Raw genomic sequence first — 22335 nt, forward strand, 5'->3', positions numbered from 1 at the left:
TTACGCGTTAAGACGCGCTTTAATTTTTCCGCTCAGTGCACCCATGTCGGTACGGCCCTGAACCTTAGGTTTCAGCACACCCATCACTTTACCCATATCCTGCATGCCGGTTGCGCCGGTTTCAGTCATGGCTTCTTCGATAAGTGCAGCCACTTCATCGTCAGTCAGAGGTTGTGGCAAGAATGACTCAAGAACAACGATTTCAGCTCGTTCGGTGCTGGCCAGATCGTCGCGGTTAGCCTGATCGTACTGTGCAGCTGCATCTAGACGTTGCTTAACCATCTTGGTCAGAATTGCCAGGATAGTTGGATCGTCGTCTACAGTGATTTGCTCATCGATCTCTTTTTGCTTGATAGCGGCAAGTGCCATACGAATAGTACCAAGCTTGAGCTTTTCCTTGGCGCGCATTGCGTCTTTTTGCGCGTTCTTTAAGTCATCAATTAAAGCCATTATTTATTCTCTGTCTGATGGGCTTGGGAAGGGGCGTTACATTTACAGTGTGCCTGAGACAGCAAAGGTGCCATAAGGCACCTTTGTCAAAGCCAACACTATCTTAGTAGAGTTTTACGCGACGTGCGTTTTCGCGAGCCAGCTTTTTCATGTGGCGCTTTTTAGCAGCCGCTTTCTTACGCTTACGTTCCCAAGTAGGCTTTTCGAAGAACTCACGACGACGAACTTCTGACAATACACCTGCTTTTTCACAAGAGCGCTTAAAACGACGAAGAGCAACATCAAACGGCTCGTTTTCTCTAACTTTAACGATAGGCATTAAATTCTCACCTCAAAATTTAGTATGTAGCCGGGCGTGGTTAAGTGTGCGCTAAATCGACACCCGGGTTAAAAATGGTGCGAAATTCTATTCTTTTCTGAGAGAGATGTAAAGCCGGAATTGTTAAAAAATTGACCAGTGATCGTTCAAAAGTGACCGCGATCCTGCGTTTGGGCGTTTTCTCAACGGCTTATTAGGGGTAAACTTGCCGCTCTGCTTATCAGAATCGTCTTTTATACGACGGCTAAGCAACTTCATCTGCAACGAAATACGAGGAAAACTATGCGCATTCTGGGTATCGAGACATCCTGTGACGAAACCGGCATTGCTGTTTATGACGATGAACAAGGATTATTGTCCCATGAATTGTATAGCCAGGTAAAGCTGCACGCGGATTATGGTGGTGTGGTGCCTGAACTGGCTTCCCGCGATCATGTTCGTAAGATCATTCCGCTGATCCAGAAAGCACTGAAAGATGCTAACACCGAAGGCAGCGATCTCGATGGCATCGCTTTCACGCAAGGACCGGGTTTGGTGGGCGCACTGCTGGTGGGCTCCTCCGTTGGCCGTGCATTGTCTTATGCCTGGGATATTCCCGCTGTTGGCGTGCACCACATGGAAGGCCACTTGCTCGCGCCCATGTTGGAAGCGCATGCGCCGGAGTTTCCGTTTGTGGCGCTGTTAGTCTCAGGCGGCCATTCCATGTTGGTAGACGTAAAAGGTATTGGTGAATATGAAGTGCTAGGCGAGTCTATCGATGATGCCGCCGGTGAAGCGTTTGATAAAACCGCCAAACTGCTCGGGCTGGATTATCCTGGTGGTCCGCTGCTGGCGAAACTGGCAGAAAAGGGCGAGGGGGGGCATTATCAGTTTCCCCGCCCAATGACCGATCGTCCCGGCCTTGATTTCAGCTTTAGCGGCCTGAAAACCTTCGCGGCTTATACCATTCGTGATGCCGACGATTCTGAACAAACTAAAGCCAACATTGCTTTTGCCTTCCAGGAAGCGGTGGTGGATACCCTGATCATTAAATGTAAGCGCGCACTCAAGCAAACCGGTCGCAAACGTCTGGTCATCGCCGGTGGCGTAAGCGCCAACACCTATCTACGCGAATCGATGCAAACATTAATGACATCACTTCGCGGTGAAGTGTTCTATCCTAGTCTTGGCTTCTGTACTGACAACGGCGCCATGATTGCCTACGCCGGCATGCAGCGCCTGAAAGCCGGGCAAACCTGCGACCTGTCTGCCGCTGCCAAACCACGCTGGCCGCTGGATTCACTCTCGCCGGTTTAGTAACTGGACACTGAGCTTACTTTTTAGACAGGTTGGTCGTTTTTAAACAAACCTTTAGGGCTGTCCGTCGTAACAACCGTAAATTTTACGAAATACGGAGCTTACGATGGATATCTCAGATCTCACTTCTGATCCTCTAACCGATCGATGCCTTGGCGCGCTCATGGGTGCATTTATTGGTGATGCGCTCGCACTTGGTCCTCACTGGTATTACGATCTCAGCGAACAGCATAAAGATTACGGCACCTGGATCACCGATTATACCGCACCGAAAAAAGGTCGCTATCATGAGGGCCTAAACGCCGGCGACCAGTCCCAAGCTGGTTACATCCTTAGAATGCTCCTGCAGTCGCTTGCCGACAAGGGGGATTACAGCGAAGCAGATTTCTGTAAACGCCTTGATGAAGAATTATTTCCGCAACTCGACGGTACGCCCATGAATGGCCCCGGTGGCTACACCAGTCAGTCGATTCGAAAAGCCTGGCAGATTCGCGTTCAGCAAGGCAAAGGCTGGGATGAAACCGGTAACGATGCAGATACTACCGAAGCGATAGAGCGCACCCTGGCCCTTGCTGTCCGCTATGCCCTAAATCCGAAGAGGCTGGCTGATTCGGTGGTAAGCAATACCGTTCTAACGCAGAACGACGAATTAGTGGTATCGATGACCTTGGCATTTAACGCTGTTCTCGGCTATTTGGTTGAGGGCAATAGGCTGGATGAGAATATTTCTAGTGTGCTGATGTCCAGAGTGAAGTCAGGAGATTTGCCCTTTCATGCTGTTACCTCAGATGATCTTGGTCCTCCGGATAAAGAAAAAGCCGAGTCTACAGAAGCCGGCACTTTTGCTTCGCCGGATGCACTGTTATCGCCTTCTTATATGGCAACTGCTGCTGCCGATCCTACTATCCGAATTGAACCCGCCTGGAAGGTCTCTCAGGTTTATGGAATGCCTTGTGCCATCTATCACCAGCTGCCTGCTGCTTACTACCTGGCCGCGCGTTTCAATGACGATTTCGAAAACGCGGTGTTACATGCTGTAAACGGTGGCGGCCAGAATCAGGCCCGCGCGATTCTTGTCGGCGCATTGGTTGGAGCACAAGCTGGTTTGTCTGGGATTCCAGGGCGGTTTATTGATGGGCTAACGGAAAAAGTGACTTTATTACAACTTTGTGGGCAAGTGGCGGCGCAGGTAAAAGCCGAGTCACAGTAACCAACTGAGTCTTTGTGTCGTGCGGCACCTTACCTAATTGTAATGATCACGTAGGGCTTTTTCAGATTACTAACTTAGAAGGAATAAACCGGAGAACAATATGAACCTCTACCTTGAATCTCTCGAAGGTGGCTTTTTTGTAGCGGCAACTGGCAAAGAGAACGATAAAACTGTAATTAAAGACGATAATGGCAAGCCTCGTACCTTTGAATCGATGAAGCAGGTTCGTGAGCATTTTTCAGATAAGCATTTCGACAAAGTGTGGCTTAAGCAATCTACACCTTACGATGAGATGGTAGGACAGCCAGCGGATCAGGAAAAAAGTCTGGATGTTGAGGTGGCGTGGTAGATGGTATTTATGATTCGACCAGTTTCCCCATTGTGCGGCAAATGAAATGACGCTGTAACCTGCAAACTTTATACTGTCTTTTTTCCTATAATAAAAAAGACAGTATAACGCTATGTTGAAATTTAAAGGTCTGAAAACCAAAGGATTGTGGACGGCACTGTGCGTCATGTTTATCACAGGTGCAGTGCAGGCAGAAGAAACGGGCCCAAATCAAACGCCCTTTGTGGTGATGATTTCACTGGATGGCTTTCGACATGATTATGTGGAAAAGCATCAGGCGAAGCGCATCGGCGAAATCGCGAAAAACGGCGTTCGTGCGGAAAAAATGATTCCGGCGTATCCGTCGAATACCTTCCCTAACCACATTTCTTTAATCACCGGTTTACTGCCTGTAAATCACGGCATAGTGAATAATGCGTTTTATGACAAATCCCGTCCTGCGGGTGACAGCTACGCCCGCTATTCCATGGGCAAAGGCTACGGCGATTCAACCTGGCTCTCGGGTATGCCGTTTTGGAATTTGGTGGAGTTTAACGGCATTAAAGCCGCAACTTATTTCTGGCCAGAATCGGATGCGCGTATCAACGGTAACCTGCCGTCTTATCACTTCCACTATTCTAAATATGCAGACTATCAGAACCGCGTGAACCAGATTGTAGAATGGCTATCACTGCCTGAAGTTTCCCGTCCTCACTTTATCGCTGGCTATTTTTCACTGACCGATACCATTGGTCATAAGTACGGACCAAATGCGAAGGAAACTTATAATGCGGTGCAGAAAATGGACGCGTTGATAGGTCAGCTATATGATCGCCTGCAGAAACTCTCTGTGCCGGTTAATCTGGTGATAGTGTCTGACCACGGAATGGCTGAAATAAACGATGATGCCAAAATTGATGTCACAAAACTTGGCATTTCTGATGACTTTGTCGTGGAAATTCGCGGCGCGCAAACGTTGATTTACGGCAAGCCAGACACCACGAAGAAGCAAATTGAAGCACTGAAATCTCAGTTAGCGAACAAAGCAGATGGCCGCTATACGGTGATGAGTGACAGTCGTCGTGATGAAGTTTCTATGCCGGTAACTAGCCGAACCGGCGATATCATGCTTGAACTGTTACCGCCGGCTTACTTTGTTGGTGCGAAGGCCCACGATGGTCATGGCGCACATGGCTTTGATAACACCTTGGACGATATGGGCGCCACTTTTATTGCCGTAGGGCCTGCGTTTAAGAAAGGTGTGACCCTTCCTCCGATGAAAAACCTTGAAGTTTTCCCTGGGCTGGCGAAGGTGATGAAGCTCGAATACGTACCTCAAACCGATAGCGGCAGCAAAGCCTTTGAGCAAGGGCTGATTAAATAAGGTGTTGCCTACCGGTACTCGTGCTCGGCGCTTACCGGTTTCATCCTAGGTTTTCCCGGCGTTTGCGCTCGGCAATACCGGTCCAAACAGGCGTTATCAGCAACGTGATCAGGCAAGTAATGAGTGCCGTCCAGCCGAAATGCTGATATATAAAACTTGATAGCGTAATGCCCACCCATCCGCCAACATAGTAAAACAAGGTATACAGCGCATTTGCGCGGCCGTGTCCTGCGTCCAATTTACGATTCAGCGCACCCACTGCTGCTGCATGAATAGTGAAGAAGCCCGCACAGAAGAGCAGTAACCCCACAAAAATGGCCAGCGTAAACGGCAACAGCAACATCAGTAATGCGCTGAGTAATACCGCCGAGCCAACCAGCAAGGTGTTGCCGCTACCGAACCGATTACTGAGTTTGCCCGTTACCGGTCCAATCATCACGCCCACAAGGTACACCAGGTAAAGCAAGGTGGTGTCTTGTGTTGAAAAGCCGAACATTGGCTCGGCCAAGTGAAAGGGCAGAAAGTTAAACACCGAAGAAAAAATGCCGAATCCACACAGTGCACAAAGATAAAGGCGCAATAGTTTCCATTGAGCAACAAGTCGAAGGTAACTGGTTGCAGGCGCGGTGGTCTGTTGCTTATTTTGCTGATGCGCCGGCAACCCTTTCAACGCAGCGAGAATGGCTATTGCCGTCAGCAGACTGGTGGCAACAAACGCATATCGCCAGTGTTCAGGGGAAAATGCCCAGCCGCCCAGTAATCGTCCACCCAGTCCTCCGGCTACAGTTGCTGACACATACGAACCCATCACCACATTCAGGCTCGCTGGCGGAAGTGTTTTTGACAAGTAGGCCACAATGCAGGTTGTCAGTGCAGGAATGAAAATGCCCTGAACAAAACGCGCTGAAATCAACAAACTCAAACTGTCGGTGGCAGCGCAAATAAGCCCACAAACAATAATGGCAGTGCCGCCGATTGCGATAATGGGTTTTATAGGAAAGCGATCTGAAATCAGCCCGAAGGGCAGATTAGCTAATGCGATACCCAATACCACGGCTGACACGGTGAGTGAAACCCGCACTAAATCGGTATCGAAGTCTTGTTGTAAAACCGGTAGAACAGGCTGAGTAATATAGATATTGGTGAACGCGGCGCAAACCAGCGCGAAGATAATGATCTGCAGTCGATGCTGCGTTTGAACGGGCATAATTCCTTCCGGAGAAAAATTAACGATGAAGCCGGGGTGAACAAGGGGGCAGGAATGATGGCATTGTGACAGCCGGCACTATTATTTTAAACGGACTTTATCCCATACCTTGCTCTCTTCGCCCTTGAGCAAACGCAGGATATTGTCTTTATGGCGAATAATGATGAGTACCGACAGCATAACCACAGGAACGGTATACATGGGCTTGATAAACCAGGTGAAAACCGGTGCCAAACTTACCGCGACAATGGCAGCCAACGAGGAATAACCAAAAATAAGCACGATGGCAAGCCAGGTGGCGATAAGCAATCCGGCCAATTCCAGGCCAAGGGGAAGCAGTACGCCAAACGCCGTGGCGACGGCTTTGCCGCCTTTAAAACCAAAATAAAGTGGGAATATATGACCAAGGCAAGCTGACACACCGATAAAACCGAGTGCGATGGGGTCTATGCCCATCCAGTAGCTACAATAAACCGGAACCGTGCCTTTGAATATGTCCATAAACAGCACCAGTGCTGCTGGCGTGCGACCGCCAAGACGAAAAACGTTGGTTGCGCCGGGATTATTGGAGCCGGCAGTGCGAGGGTCGGGAAGTCCATAGAGGCGACAAATAACAACAGCACTGGACAATGACCCTATCAGGTATGCCACGCCGATCATCAATATCGTCAAACCTGTCATTACTGCGTTGATCTCCTTGTTTCCCTGCGTGCAGACTAACAGGAATCGCAGGTAAATTGCCAGTGAGTTTAGTGAACCTCAGGCCAGTTGTGGTAAAGTGGCGGCCATTACTCAAACGCTTCAATACGAGCGCGTCGTTTTATGCAACAGATTATTCTTTCTGGTCTTAAGGTCGACACCCTTATCGGTGTGTATGACTGGGAACGTACTCAGAAAACTACCCTTATTTTTGATATTACCGTTGATGCTGATCTCACGGCAGCCATGGCCAGTGACAATGTGAGCGATACCATTGACTATGCCATGCTTGCTCAGTCCATTCAGCAGGCTGCCGCCGACCAGACCTTTGAGTTACTTGAAGCGTTAGGCGCGCATGTAATGAAACAGGTGTTTATGGCGTTTCCGATCTCGCATATTCATCTTGGAATCACAAAACCAGGAATCTTGCCAGATGCCGATACCGTTACGGTGGTATTTAGTCAGGCGCGAGGCGAATGAGCCACCCTATTACCATCAGTTTGGGTACCAATATTCAGCGTACCCATTATGCGCGAAATGGCCTGGTGCACTTAAAAGCCCATTTCTCTGACATTCGTCTGTCGCGGATGTTTGAAAGTGAAGCCGTGGGCTTCAATGGCTCGCCCTTCTACAATTGCGTGATTGCAGCTGCTACCGACAAACCTTTGGAAGAGGTGGTTGCTACGCTAAAAGCGATTGAGCGGGAAAACGGCCGTACTCACAGTGAAAAAAAGTTTTGTGCTCGCACTCTCGATTTAGATCTATTAACCTACGACAACGTAGTGACAACTCACCCTGTTAGACTGCCCAGAGCAGAAATTCTGCAAAATGCATTTGTGCTGCAACCCCTTGCTGAACTTCTCCCTGATCATGTGCATCCCGAAGCAGGAAAAACCTACCGGCAGTTGTGGCAGGAATACGATCAAACTTCCCAACGGCTATGGCCAATCGATTTTACATGGAGTGATTCTAAGGGATGACGCTTTTCGAAATTATCATTCTTGCCCTGATCCAGGGAATTACCGAATTTTTACCTATCAGCAGTTCCGGACATTTATTGCTACCTGCAGAACTTTTTGGCTGGGACAGTCAAGGTTTGGCATTTGATGTTGCTGTGCATGTTGGTAGTTTGCTAGCCGTTATGTTGTATTTTCGTCATGAAATAACCCAAATGACCATCGCCTGGGTTACCCGCGGCTTTACTAAAAATCAGAATACCGACAGTAAACTGGCCTGGTATGTCATTTTGGCGACAATCCCGGCTGTAATCGTGGGCTTGCTGTTAGATGACTGGATTGAAATGAATGCCAGAACTGCGCTGGTCATCGCTGCTACTACGATAATATTTGGTTTGGCGCTGTGGTATGCCGATGCGAAAGCGCAGCACACCATGGAGCTTGAAAACATTACCATGAAGCAAGCTTTGATCATTGGCTTGGCACAGGTTATGGCGCTTATTCCGGGGACGTCTCGTTCAGGTATCACCATGACCGCAGGCCTGATGCTAGGGTTGAATCGCGAAAGTTGTGCGCGTTTTTCGTTTTTGCTGTCGATTCCAGTGATTTTGGGCGCGGGTACATTAAAGACCTTTGATTTGGTGCAGGCAACCACACCTGTAGACTGGAGTGCACTACTCTACGGTGCTGCATTCTCATTCATTAGCGCGTATCTGTGTATCTTTCTGTTCCTAAGCTGGATATCCCGCATTGGTATGTTGCCGTTCGTGATTTATCGCATGGTGTTAGGTGCGGTATTACTGTGGTTTGTATTTGGTTAATTTACCTAAGGGGGACTGATGTCAGAGACTATCTTTACCAAAATTATTAACCGGGAAATTCCCGCCGATATTATCTACGAAGATGACATCGCGCTGGCATTCAAAGATATTAATCCGCAAGCGCCGGTACATTTTTTGGTTATTCCGAAAAAGCCGATTGCAACCATTAACGACATTACTGAAGAAGATCGCGAAATTGTTGGGCACCTAAGTTACGTTGCCGCCAAAGTCGCCGCTGAGCAAGACTTTGCAGAACAAGGCTTTCGCACAGTAATGAACTGTAATGAGTTTGGCGGACAAACGGTGTATCACATTCACCTGCATGTTCTTGCTGGCAAGCCGCTGGGCTGGCCACCGTACACGGATAAAGTGAAGCAAGGCCTGGAATAAGCGCTTATTGTTCAGCGTGGTTTTTCAAAAAAGCCCCGTTCAATGTTGTACTCCCTTTGGAGCTTCATTGAACGGGGCTTTTTTGTTTTAAAACGCGTATTTGGTTCAGTATTGTCGCACTGCTTTTTTTATTACGATGGCTTTGTCGATTGGCTGGCTGTAAAGAGTGACAAAGTCAGAAAGTCTTCAAAAAGCTATTTATAGCATTTTATTCATCAAGACAGAAAGCTGACTAACGTTCGTTTTTCTGCGAAATGCAAATATTCAACAAGGAGTGTCGGTCGTTGCCGGTGGCAACATTGGTCAGGCTGCAGCTGAAGGTGGTGCAGAAGGTGCATTGGGTGGTGCTGGTATCGGCGCAATCATTGGCACTGGTGATGCTGTAAGAGATTATACGGAAGAACAGTAAGTTTATAGCGCTGAGCACATTGAGCTCAGCGCTTTTTTTGGAAAGCGAACAATGGTGCGATTTCAATTGTATGGTGGCTTGCTTGTGTGTGCAGGTTTTATGTTTACATTATTACGTAATGGGCACTATCTCAGCAGTTTAATTGTGACAGCGATAATGCTTTTTATGGCCGCAAACGTGTTCCGGGGGAGCATCGTTGAAGACGATCAAGGTTACTGCCAGTCTTTCTGGCTAACAAATATACTTAGCAAGATCTTAAGAAACTCTGCGGTAAATACAAAGCAATCATCGCACAGCCTCAGGATTCTCATGGCAACCATTGGCTATTGCACAATGATGTTAATGCTGTTTGTTGTCTTTAATAGTAGTTTGCCTGCGATACTTCTATTGGTAGCTAGTGCAGGAATGGCAATATTGATTGGTTGGTTAAGTGGTGAAATGCTCTGTAACAAACCAGCTAAAGAAGGCAGGTAACGGCGCTACCTGCCTTTAGTTTAATTACAGTCCCAGCACCGCTTTACCTTGTTTGAAGGTAATATCCACCGGAATGTTGGCAGCTTCCAGGCGGGCAAGGTCAGAAGCCAGGTCAGGCTTGATGATACCCTTTTCTTCTACCAGTTTAGCAACGCCATCGTAATCGCCGTCACCTTGATAAATTAAGATAAGGCGGGATAGGGCTTCTATTGCGTTACCCATTTTTTCCATATTCACTTTATAGAAACCGTCTTCGCCTTTCTCGAAAGCACCTTGCTCCTCGAAGAAATTAAAGCGAATCATGTTAGCTTTACCATGAGCGCTAGACGCACCAAAGCGCACAGAGCGGAATATGCCAGCCATGAAGGTAACGTAATAATCTTCCAGTACACCTTCAGTAATTTCATCTTTCTCCAACAGACTCTGCACCATATACAGCCCAAGAATGTCGGCTTTGCCTTCTTCTAGCGCCGAGGCGTGTTCTTTTAAAGCAGCACGAACAGTACTGCTACCATCCAATGTGTTCTTAATACCAAGGCCGTGCGCTACTTCATGGAACATCGTATTGGCAAAGAAGGCGTCAAATGTAATATGGTCGCGTTGCTCAGGGCTGATGAGTTCATCGGCAATCGGCAGCAGGATCTGGTCGAATTTGGCGCGCATGGCGTTTTTCAGCTGCAGACGTCGGGTGCCTTTGGCCAGTTGTACGCGTTCATCGTTAGGCAGGTTAATGGCAATAGTTTTACTGCCTGCATTGGAATGGCCCGCGTAGTAAATCACATCATAAGCATTCAGATCGGCATCAGAGCCGGGCATTTCAGCTTTATATTCAGCGGGAACCGGCAGACCTTTTTGTAATTCGGGAAGAAACTGAGCGAATTTGGCCAGTCGCTCACTCCAGGCCATGTCTTTTAGCAGTACATACGATTCAAACGCGGCGCGGTAACCGAATAGCTGATCTTCATAGGACTCAATGGGGCCGATAACCAGCTCAACCGGATTCGTCTTCATGTCCATCCAGGCCATATCCGACGCATAATAATCGTTACTTAACAGCGCATCGGCACGCAATGTAAGGTAGTTGGCAAACTCTTCGTTATCTGCCAGTTCGGCCGCCTGACGTAACAGCGCAGACGCTTGTGTTAACTCGGCTTTATAGGCTTCTGAATAGGGCACGGTATACAGGCTGCCGTCTTCATTGCGCTTTACGAGTGAATATAAGCCGTCTTTGTCTGCAAAATCTTGCTGCTGAAACTCTTCTTTGGTCATGTCGTGAGGGTAGAATTCCGCGCCTTCGGGCTTGCTGTCATAACCTTTTAAAAACGCCGCATCGCCATTTAAGCGATCCCAGGGACCATAATTGATGTCAGCAAACTTCGCGATGTCTGCATCGCTGTATTTTTCAAGAAATGCCGATTTTTCACCGGAAAAGGCTTGCTTCCAGAAGAGGTCGTCCATGATTTTTGATGCGTCGATCAATAAGCCCAGCATGGTTTTCTGGTTGTCAGAAAGCGAAGACAAATCACTGGTTAATGCTACGGGCTGATAAATCCCCAAACGCGCACGGTCTACCAGCAGCGGCGACGCTTGCGTGTCTGCGACTTCTTGTTCTGCTGCCGGCGTTGAATGGCTGGTTTCAGGGGCTTTGGAACAGGCTGAAAGAGTTAGGATGGATGCGGCAACGGCCATGGCGAGCCGGGTGCGAATAGCGCTTATTTTCATCGTTATACATTCCATTTTTAGGTATTCATGTCGTTATAACGATTGATACACAATTAAAGGCGCATGTGCAACGGTATCCGCGACAACCCGAGCGATGACTCAGCCTGACAGCGTTTTCTTCGATACCTATTTTGCTTCCCAATCAACAACATTCGTTTGCTGCTAAAAATCAGAATATCAACTTCAGGGGAGAAGAATGGGCTAACCCGTAAAAGCCTATCTGAATAAAAAAAAGCCAGAAAAGTAACAAAAAATATACAATAAAGTGTCTAATGTTCTGATAGTGTAATAGGAAAACTGTTATTTAAAACAATAAGTTATACTAAAGTATAAGGTGATGAAGTGGAAGCGCTACTAAAAAATAACAAAGAGCAGTTTCTGGAACTATTTACGACCGTCTCACACTATCGAAACAATTTATTCAGTCTGAATACTTGGTGGGATAAGGTGGCGTTAGTCGGAAAAATAAACTCACTTAATGTACCCCAGAGCTTGCTTGGCAACATGCTAGAGACCAAGTCCGAATTCGCTGTTCTGCAGGATGACTTAATCGAAAACCTGTTGGCTGAAAATACGCAACAATGTGGCGTTAAAAATCAGACTATTGCACAAACACTCATTGATATTCCAATTCGGAATTTATTTGAGCGAACCGCTGATGTGGGGTTTCTCGCCACTGATACGGACATCATTCAGTTTCTGCATGATGCGCAATCAGGCTCGGAAAACAGCGAAAATATTGCTGTGCGATTAGAGCAATACGCAGCAAAGTATACGGTTTACGACGATATTATGTTGTTTGACTGTCACGGTGAGCTGCGTGCGCAAATGGCGCAGGGGGCGCCGATCGCGGAAACTGACCCTGTGTTGTCGGAAATCTTAACTGGCTATCATGAATACCTGGAGATTTGCCGTTATTCACCCCTACGGCCTGCGCATTCGATTTCATCGTTATTTCTTGCGCCGGTTAGAGACCCTGAAACACAAGAGATCATTGGTATTTTGTGCATGAGCTTTCGGCTGGAAGGCGAGATGCGCAGTTTGTTTAATGATCTTGATGATGACTCCGGGAACATCTTGGCTTTGCTCGATGAGAAAGGAAATACGCTGGTTTCCAGCGACGATACTGTTTTACCGCTAGGGAAAACGGTAAATGTGGCAAAGGAAAATCAGATCCTCACCATTGATAGAAAAGAATATATTGTCACTGTCACAAAAACCCGGGGTTATCAAAATTATCAAGGGCTTGGATGGCATGGCTGTGTGCTATTGCCTCTGACTCACATGGGCTCGCAGCCTGCATCAAGTTATGATGCCATTGACGACATCAATCAGTGGCAGGGCTTTTCTTCTGTGTTGAGCAATATCCAATACCGGGCAAAGATTGTTACCGAAGATTTAGATTTAGTGGTGTTAAACGGGCGCATTGCCGCTGCCCGCCGCGACGCGGACGAGTTTATTCCTATTCTGGAAGAAATTCGTAAAATTGGCCGCCAGATGCAGTCCATTTTCACCGACTCGGTGAGTCAACTGATGAAAACGGCACTCACCACGCATTTCAATGGCATGACCTTTCAGGCCGCACTGGCTATCGACATCATGGACAGAAACTTGTACGAGCGGGCAAATGACTGTCGCTGGTGGGCACTCACCTCACATTTCCAGAATACACTTAGTAACAACAACGCTACAGCTGCAGATATCTCGGTAATGGGCGACATCCTTGAGTACATCAACAGTCTGTACACCGTGTACACGGGAATTTATCTGTACGACCGTAGCGGAAAAATTGTTGCCGTATCAGATAAAAGTTTATCTGACCAAATAGGCCAAGAAGCAGAAAAAAGTTCCGCGTGGGAATCGGCGATACGTATGCAGAATGCACAACATTTCCGCGTATCAGCTTTTGCGTCTAGCGACTATTACTACGGTAATCCTACCTACATTTACAATGCCGTTATTCGCAAAAATGATGCTGCGGTTGGTGGCATTGGGTTGGTATTCGATAGCGAGCCGGAATTTTCACAAATGCTGGCAGACGTGCTCTGGGCAAATGACAGTGAACGCTTCGGTTTGTATATCGACCGTCAAGGGAAGGTTATTAGCGTAAGCGGCACAGAGCGTTGGAAGGCCGGTGATCACATTGTGTTGCCAACTGCTGTGACGAATGGTGCGAATGGTACCAAAGGCGCAGGTATTTACCATTTGGGCGATGACGCTTTTCTCTTGGCTTTTGCGGTTTCAAAAGGGTACCGGGAATATAAAACCACTGATGGCTATGAGAACGATGTGATTGCAATTATCGGTGAGCCAAACGGGCGTGTGGCCGACTAGTACATTGCAGTAAAGTAGAAAAAAAGAAGGGAGCCAATCGGCTCCCTTCTTGTTGTATGGTGACATTAGAACGCGTAGTTCACACCAATGTTCGCTGCACGTCCACGTGAGCGGAATGCCGAGGCACCTTGATAGCTTTTATCGAAGGCATTTTCGATACGACCGAATGCAGAAAAGTTTTCTGTAACATCGTAGCGGGCATTTAAATCAACCAGCGAGTAATTGTCCAGTGGCGCACTGATACCCACTGCATCAGCCACCACCCGAACGGTAGCTTCTGCCGTAATTGCCTCGTAGCGGTAAAGTACTGACAGGTTGGCAAGGTCGCGAGGACGGCGAACCCGCTGTGCGCCATTTACGTCGTCTGCATCGTTGTAGGTATAGTTGCCTTTAATGGTCCAGGCGTCGTTAATTGCCCACTGACCAATAAGCTCGATACCTTCAGAGGTCGCGGTGCCTAATTCTTGCAGATAGCCCGAATACGTTGCCATATCGAACACGATGGCGTCTTCGATTTTCTGATCGAAGTAGACGACCTCGACAAAAGTGCCTGCTGAAGGTGTGAATTGCAGACCAATTTCGTAACCCTTAGATTCTTCTTCTTTAAGCGCTACGTCAGAAGCCGGCGCATAGCCAAAATCGCGGTTATATTGCACTTCATACAAGCTTGGTGCGCGGAAGCCGGTACCGTATGCGCCACGAAGCTTCAGTTCGCCAGCTTGCAGTTCCCAGATATACGCCGAGCTCAGTCGGTAGCTCAGGTGTTCACCAAAATCTTCGTTGTCGTCGTAGCGAACCCCTGCTGTGGTAAACAGGTTTTCTACCCATTCACTTTGTAACTCACCGTAATAACCCGTTTGTGTGCGGCTTTCGCTTGAAGAGGTAATCGCTTCTTCTTCCCAATCGATGCCGTAAACCACAGTATGTTGATCATTAATGGCCGTGTCGCCAATGTACTCAACGCGCTCAACAGTACCTTTGGTAAAGTAACTAGAGGCACCTTCTGTATAGTTTTCACGTTCAATTAAGGTTTTGGCGTAGGCCAACTGCTGATTACCCGATTCAAGGGCATAATTGGCACTCACGCGGAAGTTAGTTTGTTCAAACGCGCTATCACAATCGTTACTGATGCTGAAAGCTGCCGTGTAGCAGTTATCAAATTCACCTTCGCCATCGTTATGACGGGCGACGAAACCGAGCGTCAGGGCATCCGTGGCTTTCACGTTTACTTTGGCATGCACCGTCGTATTGTCGTAGCCGTCGTCATCTGCGGGGTCGGTGTCGTCAATGCGCGAGTTAAAGCCGTCTGTGGAGTAGTCAGATACAGAAAGATAAGCCTCAACCGTTTCGCTACCGCCGCCGACTTCGGCGCTCAGGTTTTGCGTATTATATTCACCCGCTTCCGCGCGCACACTGCCGTATACACCTTGTTCCAGTCGGCCGCTTTGAATGTTGATAACACCACCTGCATCGGCACCGTATACCAGACCTTGCGGGCCGCGCAGAATTTCTACTCGCGACACATTACTGCTTTGCAGCTGGCCAACATGGGGCATTATCTGCGTGCCGGTGGGGTCAGACACATCAACACTATCAATGCGGATAAGCGTGCGATAGCCTTCTTCACCACGAATACGAAGGGCTGATGTTGAGCCGATACCACCGCTGTCGGTGACATGCACAGAAGGTTCGATGCGCAGTACTTCTGCCAGGTTGGCATATCCGCGTAATTCGATTTCTTCTTCAGTCATAACGGATACGGATGTGGCGAGTTCTCTTACCGGTGTAATCACGCGGCTTGAAACAACAACGTGTTCAATGTCTGAACCGGGCGTGGCTTCTTCTGCAATTACAGAATTAACGGTGCAACCTAAAGCAATGGCAATGGCCAGTTTGCTGATGTGCATGTGTGTTCCTCGATCTAATGGGTGTGTGCTTGTGACTGAAGGAAGGGAAGTGGATCGGCGAATGCGTAATGGCTTTTGACAATCTCCGCACAGGCAATTGCTGTACCCGACGCTGAAATTGAAAAGGAGACACGAAATATGCAATCCAATGAAGCCCTCCGCTTCATTTGTAATTAACTGTTTTTCAGGCCGGTGTCGGGCTTAGCGCCATAATGCGCTTTTACCGTTGCGGGGGCAGCGGTGGATTAATAAACAATGTTCATTCACCACACTTCCCGTTTACCTTGCCCAGATGCGCCTTAAGTGACGCATCGACAAGCACCTGAAACAGCGGGCGCAACCTTACAAATTGTTCATACTAAAGTCAATGGAAAGGCGGTGTGCATGGCTTATTCTTTCTAGCCTTAAGGCTGTTTCAGTTCACTATCTTGTGCATAGAACTGCCGTGCTTTATCAAGCTGTACGCACATCACTTCAACTTCATCCAACATGCGGGTCGTCATGCGATGTACCTTGTCAGCATCAGGATGAAGAATAAACCCATGATTAACCGCAGGTATTTCTGGCCACTGCTGCCAATTAATGGTTTCCGGCTGATTATCACCGTGGGTGGTGGGCTGAATAATCACCTGTGGACGTAAATCGAGCACATTCTCCAGACTCACCTGGGGGTAACCTTCCTCGATATCGGCATAGATGTTATCGCCGCCACACAGTGCGATTTGCTGCTGCAACCAGGAATTTCCGGCAACGGTGCGTAGCGGCCTGGCCCACAGTTCGTAGAAAACACTCACTCCCTCGGCTTTGCTGTAGCGCGCTTTCAGTGCGTGCAAGCGGTACAGGTAATCATTGGCGATGTTCTCAGCCTGCTTTTCACGCCCCGTCAATTTGCCCAGCATACGTAACTCCGACGCCACATCCTGAAGGTTATCGGCTTGGGTATACACGACATTTATCTTGTACTTTTCCAGCCGCTGCAGATCGTCCGCCGGGTTACCACTACGCCAAGCCACGACGGCATCTGGCCGAAGCGCGAGAATTTGCTCGATTTGAAGGCGCGCATAATTGCCCACTCGCGGAATGGAGGATGCCTGAGCGGGATAATCGGAATGGTCGGTAGTCGCAATGATCTGATTGCCCGCACCAATGGCAAACAGGCTTTCAACCAGGTGCGGCGCCAACACGACCAGACGACGTTGTGTTCGCGGGTCCACATCCGTTTGGGCCGCAGCCGACAGGCTGAGCAGTAGAGCAGATATAAAAACAGCCAGTCTCATTACCAGTCGATACCTTTACGTGCCATGATCCCTGCATCGAATGCGTGTTTTTGCGAGCGCACTTCACTTACCGTATCGGCTAGATCGGTAATGGCTCTGTGACAAGCGCGGCCCGTCACCACGACACTTTGTTCCTTCGGTCTATTTGCCAGGGCATCGAGCACGTCATCAAGATCGATATACTTGTACGTTACCATGTAGGTGATCTCATCCAGCAAAACCACGTCGATGGTGTCATCTTTCAACCAGACTTTGGCTTGCTCCCACGCCTTTGTCGCGGCTGCAATATCGGTGTCTTTGTCTTGTGTTTCCCAAGTAAAACCAGTGCCCATAACATGAAAGGGCACGCCTACCTGTTGCAGTAAATCACGTTCACCACAAGGCCATGTTCCTTTCACAAACTGCACAACCGCAGCCTTCTGGCCATGTCCTACCGCGCGGGTAACTGTACCGAAGCCTGAGGTTGATTTTCCTTTTCCGTTACCGGTGATGACGATCAGAATGCCCCGTTCTTCTGTTGCCTGGGCAATGCGCTCGTCTACCTTGGCCTTTTGTGCTTCCATGCGCTTTTTATGTTTCTGCTTATCGTCTTGGTTACTCATGGTATTACCTGTAAGTCTGTTTACTGTTACTTAGGTGCGATGGGGCTTGTTATGCCCCACCTCTGTTTATCTGAATAAAGGGTCTAACTTCCGCCAGTTAAGGTGATTGTTACACATCACCGCAAGCCGCTCTATTTCCCGCTCTTGTTGCATTTCATAATTATCGATCAGGGTGGTTTCCAGCCCCGCCCAGCGAATAATTTGCTGCAGCGCCCCGGGAGAATCAAATACACCGTGCAAATATGTGCCGGCCACTTGGTCATCCTCGCTAATACAGCCGTCAGTCGTACCATCACTCAAGCAGGCGAACGTACGAACGCCGGGTTTTACTGTGCTTACGCCCACATGAATCTGATAGCCACTTAACGGTGCAGGTTCATCGACACGCAACGTAAGTGTACCTGTATCACGGGTTAAGCGTTTTTCCTGCTCCAGTCGGGTGTTCACTGGCAATAATCCGAGACCTGAACTGGTGCCCGGGCTGTCTTCTACACCAAGTGGATCGTCAACCTGTTCACCCAGTATCTGATAGCCACCGCAAATGCCGAGCACTTTTCCGCCATACCGGCAATGGCGCAGAATGTCTTTGTCCCAGCCGCATTGGCGAAGTAAAGCCAGATCGCTACGCACGTTTTTACTGCCGGGCAAAATGATAAGGTCGGCAGCCGGTAAAGCCTGATTTTGAGCTACAAACTGCAAATTGACCTGAGGATGGGTGCGCAACATATCAAAATCGGTGTGATTACTGATACGACTGAAAACGGGCACCACCACATTAAGAATACGTTCTTCCGATGTGAGATTTTGTTCGGCCTGAATGGCGTCTTCGGCGGCCAGTTGAAGGTTATGCAAATAGGGAAGAACGCCAAGCACCGGTTTGCCGGTTTCTTTCTCCAACCAATCAAGGCCAGTTTGCAATAAACTGATATCGCCGCGAAAGCGGTTTATAACAAAACCTTTAATACGATTGCGTTCCGGCTCCGATAGTAACGCCAGGGTGCCAACAAACTGGGCAAAAACACCGCCCTTGTCGATGTCGGCGATAAGTATTACCGGGCAATCCACCGCCTCGGCAAAGCCCATGTTGGCAATATCTCGGTCGCGTAAGTTGATTTCGGCCGGACTGCCTGCGCCTTCCACCACAACAGCATCGAATTGCTCGCACAATCGCTGGTGAGAGCTTAAAACGGCATTCATCGCCACCGTTTTATAATCGTGATAAGGCGCCGCCTGCATATCACCAATCGCTTTACCATGAACAATCACCTGAGCACCGGTATCTGAGCTGGGTTTCAGTAAAATGGGATTCATATCCACATGAGGCGCAATGCCTGCCGCCTGTGCTTGTACGGCCTGTGCCCGTCCTATTTCGCCACCTTGGGCAGTAACGGCACTATTGAGCGCCATATTTTGCGGTTTAAATGGGGCAACGCGAATATGTCTTTGTTTTAAACAGCGGCACAGGGCTGCAACCAGCATACTTTTACCCGCATCAGAGCTGGTGCCCTGAACCATTAGTGTTTTACAGCGAGTCATCTAAGCAGCCCTTGTTCTGGCGGCAAACCAATAAACTGTATAACCGGTATGGCGCTGGGGTAATCTGCAAGCGTGATACGGGTAAGGCTGGCATGACCAACAGAAAGTTGCTGATACAACGCCGGTGAAGTCCAGTCGAGACCAAGCACTCTGGCAATAATTTGTCGTATTACGCCACCGTGGGTAACCAAAACCGTGTGATTGCCACCGGGGCGGGCAATAATCCGTTCCCAAAAGCCCACAACCCGGTTGTGAAAGTCGCGCAACGATTCAGCGCCCGGCAAGGTGTGGCTGGAAGGGCTTTGCCAAAATGCGTCAAGCAAGGGCCATTGTTCAGTGATGTCATCAAACGGGATTCCGTCCAGTTCGCCAAAGTGACACTCTGCCAGTGTTGGCGCGGTACTGAGTTTGAGATCCAGTTCGCTTGCGAGTACTTTTGCACTATACAAGCAGCGCTGAAGGGGAGAAGAAATAATGCGTGATGCGCCTGCAAGTTGGAGGTGTTGCGACATCAATTGGTCGTGGCCCGCTTCACTGACTTTGATATCCGTTGAGCCATAGAGCGCAGGCTGGCCATTTACTTTTCCGTGTCGAAGTAAATCAAATACATATGCCATTAATCATTACCTTTTAAATGCATCGGCAGGCCTGCGGCCATAAAGGTTACCTTGTCGGCGTACTGGGCGGTTTTTTGGTTCAGCCAGCCGGCCAGATCGACAAAACGGCGGCTGATATCGCCCATTGGGATAACCCCTAATCCCACTTCGTTGGCAACCACATACGTCACTCCCTGGCGCTGCTGCATGCTGCGAATAAGCGCATCGAATAAGGCTGAAAAGTCTTGCGCTGACGCTTCGTATAAATGGTTATTCAGCCATAATGTCAGGCAGTCAATCAGCACAATGTCATTGTCTGGAAGGTCGCAGAGTTGCTCAGCCAGTAAAAGTGGCGCTTCCCAGGTATGCCAGTGCGCCGGGCGATCATGTTGATGCTGCGCGATGCGTTCTCGCATTTCGTGGTCGAACGGGGTGGCCGTAGCAATGTAGTGTACGGGGTTGGCCGTTACTGACTCTGCCTGCACAGCCTGTTGCTGTGCAAAACGGGATTTTCCTGAGCGGGCGCCGCCGATAATCAGATGCATCACGACACACCGCCTATCAACAGCATCAGGTAAATGGTCAGTTCCTGAATTTGTTGCGCTGCGCCAAGGGTATCGCCGGTAAAGCCTTCAACATGTTTTTGCATCTTGTATTTAAGGAAATGGCGCAAGAGTATGCAGGTCACTAGAATAAGCACTGCTGTGCCAAATGGAAGTAAAAGCAGCGCGAGGCCGCCAGTGATGAACAGAAATGCCATTGCGGAAACGGAATAGGGCGTGGCAAAGGGCATGCTTTTGGCAATTTTACCGCTGCTGCTTTCAGTGGCGTAAGGTAAATCCTGTACGTGACTCAGTGCAAAGGCGCGGGAAAGGGGGTAAGCCACAAATAATGACAACACAAGAGATTGCTGCTCAACCAGCGACGTCAGCAGCACCCACTTACCAAACAAAGCTCCCACAAGTGCACATACACCGTAGGTGCCTAGTCGACTGTCTTTCATAATGACAAGCTTGTGCTCTTTATTCTGACCGCCACCAAATGCATCGGCCGTGTCTGCCAGACCATCTTCATGAAAGGCGCCGGTCAGCAATACGCTGCTCAACACAACCAGGAAAATTAGCACGCTAGCCGGTAAAAAGGATGAAAGCAGCCAAATCCATACACTGAGAATGCCAGCCAAGACCCAGCCCACCAAAGCAAAGTACTTACCCGCATGGTGCATGGCATTATTACTGTAAGTAACGCGATGGCCCACCGGAATACGGGTAAAAAAGCTTAGCGCTAACAATAGGGCATGGACATGCTGGCGAACACCAGAGAGGACGTTTGTCATTACAAGGTTACACCAGCGCTGTCGAAAGTGGCCATGTCATTGTAAAAGGCGGCTGCGGCTTTAAGTAAAGGCATGGCAAGTGCGGCACCGGTGCCTTCCCCTAACCGTAGTCCCATATCTAGCAATGGCGTTGCTTCCAGGTATTCCAACACCCGGCGATGCCCTTTTTCGCCAGAACAATGACTGAATACCATGTAATCTCTGATTTCAGGTGCAATTTGCAATGCTAGAAGAGCGGCACTGGTCACGATAAAACCATCGACCAGAATGATTTTTTTTGCTTGCGCTGTGGCCAGCATGGCGCCTGCGATTTGGGCAATTTCAAAACCACCCGCTTCTTGCACGGCGAGTTCGGCGTTTATCGGGCTCTCATCAACGTTTTGCGTTACGCGGTTGATGGTTTGCTGCAGTAAAGCGTGTTTTCTGATGTATTGATGTTCTGATATTCCGGTACCCGCACCAACCAGTTCATCTAACGGTATTCCGGTAAGTAAACAGGACAACGCGGCAGCAGCACTGGTGTTGCCAATGCCCATCTCGCCAAAACCTAAAATATTCGCGCCTGCTTCAATGGCCGCTTTTGCCACTTCCGCCCCCTGTAACAGTGACAGCTCAGCTTCCGTTGCCGTCATTGCCGCCTGTTCAGACATGTCTTGCGTACCAGCGGCAATACGGCTGTTGATGAAATTATCATGACTGCCAGAAATAGCTTCGAGTATGCCGCAGTCGATCACCTGAAGCGTGAGTCCAGCGGATGCACAGAAACTATTTATCGCTGCGCCACCATTGATAAAGCTTAATACCATTTGGTGAGTCACCGCCTGGGGCGCAATGCTAATATTGTGGGTGGCAATGCCGTGATCAGCTGCAAATACCAGTATGGTGGGCTTGGTGAGGTATACCGGTCGTATCTCACCTTGCCACTGACAAAGCGCCAACTGTCTGGCCAGCGGTTCTAGCAAACCCAGTGAACCAGGCGGCTTAGCTTTGTTGTCGATTTCTGCCTGAACGAAAGGCAATGCTGTTTTATCTGCAGCCTCAATCGACCAGAACTGATTGTTATAAATGGACATGTTTACTTA

24 protein-coding genes and 1 riboswitch are annotated in these 22335 nt (G+C 48.8%); of the genes, 11 read left to right on the plus strand and 13 right to left on the minus strand.

The window, feature by feature from the left end:
• On the minus strand, window positions 1-450 hold the full coding sequence (locus ACXAGX_RS17075) for a GatB/YqeY domain-containing protein (protein WP_474822993.1): 450 nt from the start codon (window positions 448-450) through the stop codon (window positions 1-3).
• A 103-nt stretch (window positions 451-553) separates the two neighbouring features.
• Complete coding sequence (rpsU, locus tag ACXAGX_RS17080) at window positions 554-769, minus strand: 30S ribosomal protein S21 (protein ID WP_070123829.1); 216 nt, start codon at window positions 767-769, stop codon at window positions 554-556.
• A gap of 282 nt (window positions 770-1051) precedes the next feature.
• Here rpsU and tsaD point away from each other — a divergent pair, with 282 nt between their 5' ends.
• The 4 genes from tsaD to ACXAGX_RS17100 all read left to right on the plus strand — a co-directional run bounded on the left by tsaD (window position 1052) and on the right by ACXAGX_RS17100 (window position 4987).
• On the plus strand, window positions 1052-2065 hold the full coding sequence (tsaD, locus tag ACXAGX_RS17085) for a tRNA (adenosine(37)-N6)-threonylcarbamoyltransferase complex transferase subunit TsaD (protein WP_474839783.1): 1014 nt from the start codon (window positions 1052-1054) through the stop codon (window positions 2063-2065).
• A 106-nt stretch (window positions 2066-2171) separates the two neighbouring features.
• Window positions 2172-3275, plus strand: a complete 1104-nt coding sequence (locus tag ACXAGX_RS17090) for an ADP-ribosylglycohydrolase family protein (protein ID WP_474839785.1) — start codon at window positions 2172-2174, stop codon at window positions 3273-3275.
• Between the two features lie 100 nt (window positions 3276-3375).
• The gene (locus ACXAGX_RS17095; RefSeq protein WP_474839786.1) at window positions 3376-3624 is read left to right on the plus strand and encodes a DUF6482 family protein; all 249 of its coding nucleotides are present in this window, start codon (window positions 3376-3378) and stop codon (window positions 3622-3624) included.
• Between the two features lie 112 nt (window positions 3625-3736).
• A complete protein-coding gene (locus ACXAGX_RS17100) occupies window positions 3737-4987 on the plus strand; it encodes an alkaline phosphatase family protein (protein WP_474839787.1) in 1251 nt (416 codons plus the stop codon).
• Window positions 4988-5027: 40 nt separating this feature from the next.
• Here the strand turns inward: ACXAGX_RS17100 and ACXAGX_RS17105 are convergent, their stop codons facing one another.
• Together ACXAGX_RS17105 and plsY are read right to left on the minus strand one after the other, a co-directional pair.
• Window positions 5028-6194, minus strand: a complete 1167-nt coding sequence (locus ACXAGX_RS17105; protein ID WP_474839788.1) for an MFS transporter — start codon at window positions 6192-6194, stop codon at window positions 5028-5030.
• 81 nt (window positions 6195-6275) lie between these two features.
• Window positions 6276-6875 (minus strand): glycerol-3-phosphate 1-O-acyltransferase PlsY, encoded by a 600-nt coding sequence (gene plsY / locus ACXAGX_RS17110; protein WP_070123832.1) that lies wholly within the window; start codon window positions 6873-6875, stop codon window positions 6276-6278.
• A gap of 141 nt (window positions 6876-7016) precedes the next feature.
• Between plsY and folB the strand changes: the two genes are divergently transcribed.
• The 6 genes from folB (at window position 7017) to ACXAGX_RS17140 (ending at window position 9943) form a co-directional block, all read left to right on the plus strand.
• Window positions 7017-7373: a dihydroneopterin aldolase gene (gene folB / locus ACXAGX_RS17115; RefSeq protein ID WP_474823017.1), complete on the plus strand. Its 357-nt coding sequence runs from the start codon at window positions 7017-7019 to the stop codon at window positions 7371-7373.
• A complete protein-coding gene (gene folK, locus ACXAGX_RS17120; protein ID WP_474823021.1) occupies window positions 7370-7873 on the plus strand; it encodes a 2-amino-4-hydroxy-6-hydroxymethyldihydropteridine diphosphokinase in 504 nt (167 codons plus the stop codon). Before folB ends, folK begins: the two co-directional genes overlap by 4 nt.
• Window positions 7870-8670 (plus strand): undecaprenyl-diphosphate phosphatase, encoded by an 801-nt coding sequence (locus ACXAGX_RS17125; protein ID WP_474823024.1) that lies wholly within the window; start codon window positions 7870-7872, stop codon window positions 8668-8670. Before folK ends, ACXAGX_RS17125 begins: the two co-directional genes overlap by 4 nt.
• Window positions 8671-8688: 18 nt before the next feature.
• Complete coding sequence (locus ACXAGX_RS17130; protein ID WP_070123836.1) at window positions 8689-9060, plus strand: histidine triad nucleotide-binding protein; 372 nt, start codon at window positions 8689-8691, stop codon at window positions 9058-9060.
• 274 nt (window positions 9061-9334) lie between these two features.
• Window positions 9335-9469, plus strand: coding sequence for a hypothetical protein (locus tag ACXAGX_RS17135; protein ID WP_474839790.1), 135 nt, complete (start codon window positions 9335-9337; stop codon window positions 9467-9469).
• A gap of 99 nt (window positions 9470-9568) precedes the next feature.
• Window positions 9569-9943, plus strand: a complete 375-nt coding sequence (locus tag ACXAGX_RS17140; protein WP_474839792.1) for a hypothetical protein — start codon at window positions 9569-9571, stop codon at window positions 9941-9943.
• A 24-nt stretch (window positions 9944-9967) separates the two neighbouring features.
• On the opposite strand, the gene ACXAGX_RS17145 is transcribed toward ACXAGX_RS17140, so the two are convergent.
• Window positions 9968-11665 carry a dipeptidyl-peptidase 3 family protein gene (locus ACXAGX_RS17145; protein WP_474839794.1) on the minus strand — a complete coding sequence of 566 codons (1698 nt, stop codon included), beginning with the start codon at window positions 11663-11665 and terminating at the stop codon, window positions 9968-9970.
• A 342-nt stretch (window positions 11666-12007) separates the two neighbouring features.
• On the opposite strand from ACXAGX_RS17145, the gene ACXAGX_RS17150 reads away from it, so the two are divergent.
• Entirely contained in the window at window positions 12008-13999 is a 1992-nt protein-coding gene (locus tag ACXAGX_RS17150) for a hypothetical protein (RefSeq protein WP_474839796.1), read from the plus strand.
• Between the two features lie 65 nt (window positions 14000-14064).
• On the opposite strand, the gene ACXAGX_RS17155 is transcribed toward ACXAGX_RS17150, so the two are convergent.
• The 8 genes from ACXAGX_RS17155 to cobT all read right to left on the minus strand — a co-directional run bounded on the left by ACXAGX_RS17155 (window position 14065) and on the right by cobT (window position 22326).
• Window positions 14065-15906 carry a TonB-dependent receptor plug domain-containing protein gene (locus tag ACXAGX_RS17155; protein WP_474839798.1) on the minus strand — a complete coding sequence of 614 codons (1842 nt, stop codon included), beginning with the start codon at window positions 15904-15906 and terminating at the stop codon, window positions 14065-14067.
• Window positions 15907-16076: 170 nt separating this feature from the next.
• Window positions 16077-16247: riboswitch (cobalamin riboswitch) on the minus strand.
• A 63-nt stretch (window positions 16248-16310) separates the two neighbouring features.
• On the minus strand, window positions 16311-17183 hold the full coding sequence (locus ACXAGX_RS17160; RefSeq protein ID WP_474839800.1) for a cobalamin-binding protein: 873 nt from the start codon (window positions 17181-17183) through the stop codon (window positions 16311-16313).
• Window positions 17183-17785 carry a cob(I)yrinic acid a,c-diamide adenosyltransferase gene (gene cobO / locus ACXAGX_RS17165; RefSeq protein ID WP_070123841.1) on the minus strand — a complete coding sequence of 201 codons (603 nt, stop codon included), beginning with the start codon at window positions 17783-17785 and terminating at the stop codon, window positions 17183-17185. The genes ACXAGX_RS17160 and cobO overlap by 1 nt, the downstream gene beginning before the upstream one ends.
• Window positions 17786-17851: 66 nt before the next feature.
• On the minus strand, window positions 17852-19321 hold the full coding sequence (locus tag ACXAGX_RS17170) for a cobyric acid synthase (protein WP_474839802.1): 1470 nt from the start codon (window positions 19319-19321) through the stop codon (window positions 17852-17854).
• A complete protein-coding gene (locus ACXAGX_RS17175; RefSeq protein ID WP_474839804.1) occupies window positions 19318-19938 on the minus strand; it encodes a histidine phosphatase family protein in 621 nt (206 codons plus the stop codon). Before ACXAGX_RS17175 ends, ACXAGX_RS17170 begins: the two co-directional genes overlap by 4 nt.
• Window positions 19938-20462 (minus strand): bifunctional adenosylcobinamide kinase/adenosylcobinamide-phosphate guanylyltransferase, encoded by a 525-nt coding sequence (gene cobU / locus ACXAGX_RS17180; RefSeq protein ID WP_474823067.1) that lies wholly within the window; start codon window positions 20460-20462, stop codon window positions 19938-19940. Before cobU ends, ACXAGX_RS17175 begins: the two co-directional genes overlap by 1 nt.
• The gene (locus tag ACXAGX_RS17185) at window positions 20462-21253 is read right to left on the minus strand and encodes an adenosylcobinamide-GDP ribazoletransferase (protein WP_474839806.1); all 792 of its coding nucleotides are present in this window, start codon (window positions 21251-21253) and stop codon (window positions 20462-20464) included. The genes cobU and ACXAGX_RS17185 overlap by 1 nt, the downstream gene beginning before the upstream one ends.
• Window positions 21253-22326 carry a nicotinate-nucleotide--dimethylbenzimidazole phosphoribosyltransferase gene (gene cobT / locus ACXAGX_RS17190; protein WP_474839808.1) on the minus strand — a complete coding sequence of 358 codons (1074 nt, stop codon included), beginning with the start codon at window positions 22324-22326 and terminating at the stop codon, window positions 21253-21255. Before cobT ends, ACXAGX_RS17185 begins: the two co-directional genes overlap by 1 nt.
• Window positions 22327-22335: the final 9 nt, after the last annotated feature.

This window comes from Alteromonas sp. ABV4_515 (assembly GCF_056160345.1).

Bases quoted from the DNA above. Each gene is read 5' to 3' on its own strand.
- ACXAGX_RS17095 (WP_474839786.1), top strand. From the start codon at position 3,376: ATGAACCTCTACCTTGAATCTCTCGAAGGTGGCTTTTTTGTAGCGGCA.
- plsY (WP_070123832.1), bottom strand. From the start codon at position 6,875: ATGACAGGTTTGACGATATTGATGATCGGCGTGGCATACCTGATAGGG.
- ACXAGX_RS17125 (WP_474823024.1), top strand. From the start codon at position 7,870: ATGACGCTTTTCGAAATTATCATTCTTGCCCTGATCCAGGGAATTACC.
- cobT (WP_474839808.1), bottom strand. From the start codon at position 22,326: ATGTCCATTTATAACAATCAGTTCTGGTCGATTGAGGCTGCAGATAAA.
- ACXAGX_RS17170 (WP_474839802.1), bottom strand. From the start codon at position 19,321: ATGACTCGCTGTAAAACACTAATGGTTCAGGGCACCAGCTCTGATGCG.
- rpsU (WP_070123829.1), bottom strand. From the start codon at position 769: ATGCCTATCGTTAAAGTTAGAGAAAACGAGCCGTTTGATGTTGCTCTT.
- cobO (WP_070123841.1), bottom strand. From the start codon at position 17,785: ATGAGTAACCAAGACGATAAGCAGAAACATAAAAAGCGCATGGAAGCA.
- folK (WP_474823021.1), top strand. From the start codon at position 7,370: ATGAGCCACCCTATTACCATCAGTTTGGGTACCAATATTCAGCGTACC.
- ACXAGX_RS17185 (WP_474839806.1), bottom strand. From the start codon at position 21,253: ATGACAAACGTCCTCTCTGGTGTTCGCCAGCATGTCCATGCCCTATTG.
- ACXAGX_RS17140 (WP_474839792.1), top strand. From the start codon at position 9,569: ATGTTTACATTATTACGTAATGGGCACTATCTCAGCAGTTTAATTGTG.
- ACXAGX_RS17175 (WP_474839804.1), bottom strand. From the start codon at position 19,938: ATGGCATATGTATTTGATTTACTTCGACACGGAAAAGTAAATGGCCAG.
- folB (WP_474823017.1), top strand. From the start codon at position 7,017: ATGCAACAGATTATTCTTTCTGGTCTTAAGGTCGACACCCTTATCGGT.
- ACXAGX_RS17100 (WP_474839787.1), top strand. From the start codon at position 3,737: ATGTTGAAATTTAAAGGTCTGAAAACCAAAGGATTGTGGACGGCACTG.
- ACXAGX_RS17155 (WP_474839798.1), bottom strand. From the start codon at position 15,906: ATGCACATCAGCAAACTGGCCATTGCCATTGCTTTAGGTTGCACCGTT.
- ACXAGX_RS17160 (WP_474839800.1), bottom strand. From the start codon at position 17,183: ATGAGACTGGCTGTTTTTATATCTGCTCTACTGCTCAGCCTGTCGGCT.
- ACXAGX_RS17145 (WP_474839794.1), bottom strand. From the start codon at position 11,665: ATGAAAATAAGCGCTATTCGCACCCGGCTCGCCATGGCCGTTGCCGCA.
- cobU (WP_474823067.1), bottom strand. From the start codon at position 20,462: ATGCATCTGATTATCGGCGGCGCCCGCTCAGGAAAATCCCGTTTTGCA.
- tsaD (WP_474839783.1), top strand. From the start codon at position 1,052: ATGCGCATTCTGGGTATCGAGACATCCTGTGACGAAACCGGCATTGCT.
- ACXAGX_RS17105 (WP_474839788.1), bottom strand. From the start codon at position 6,194: ATGCCCGTTCAAACGCAGCATCGACTGCAGATCATTATCTTCGCGCTG.
- ACXAGX_RS17130 (WP_070123836.1), top strand. From the start codon at position 8,689: ATGTCAGAGACTATCTTTACCAAAATTATTAACCGGGAAATTCCCGCC.
- ACXAGX_RS17090 (WP_474839785.1), top strand. From the start codon at position 2,172: ATGGATATCTCAGATCTCACTTCTGATCCTCTAACCGATCGATGCCTT.
- ACXAGX_RS17075 (WP_474822993.1), bottom strand. From the start codon at position 450: ATGGCTTTAATTGATGACTTAAAGAACGCGCAAAAAGACGCAATGCGC.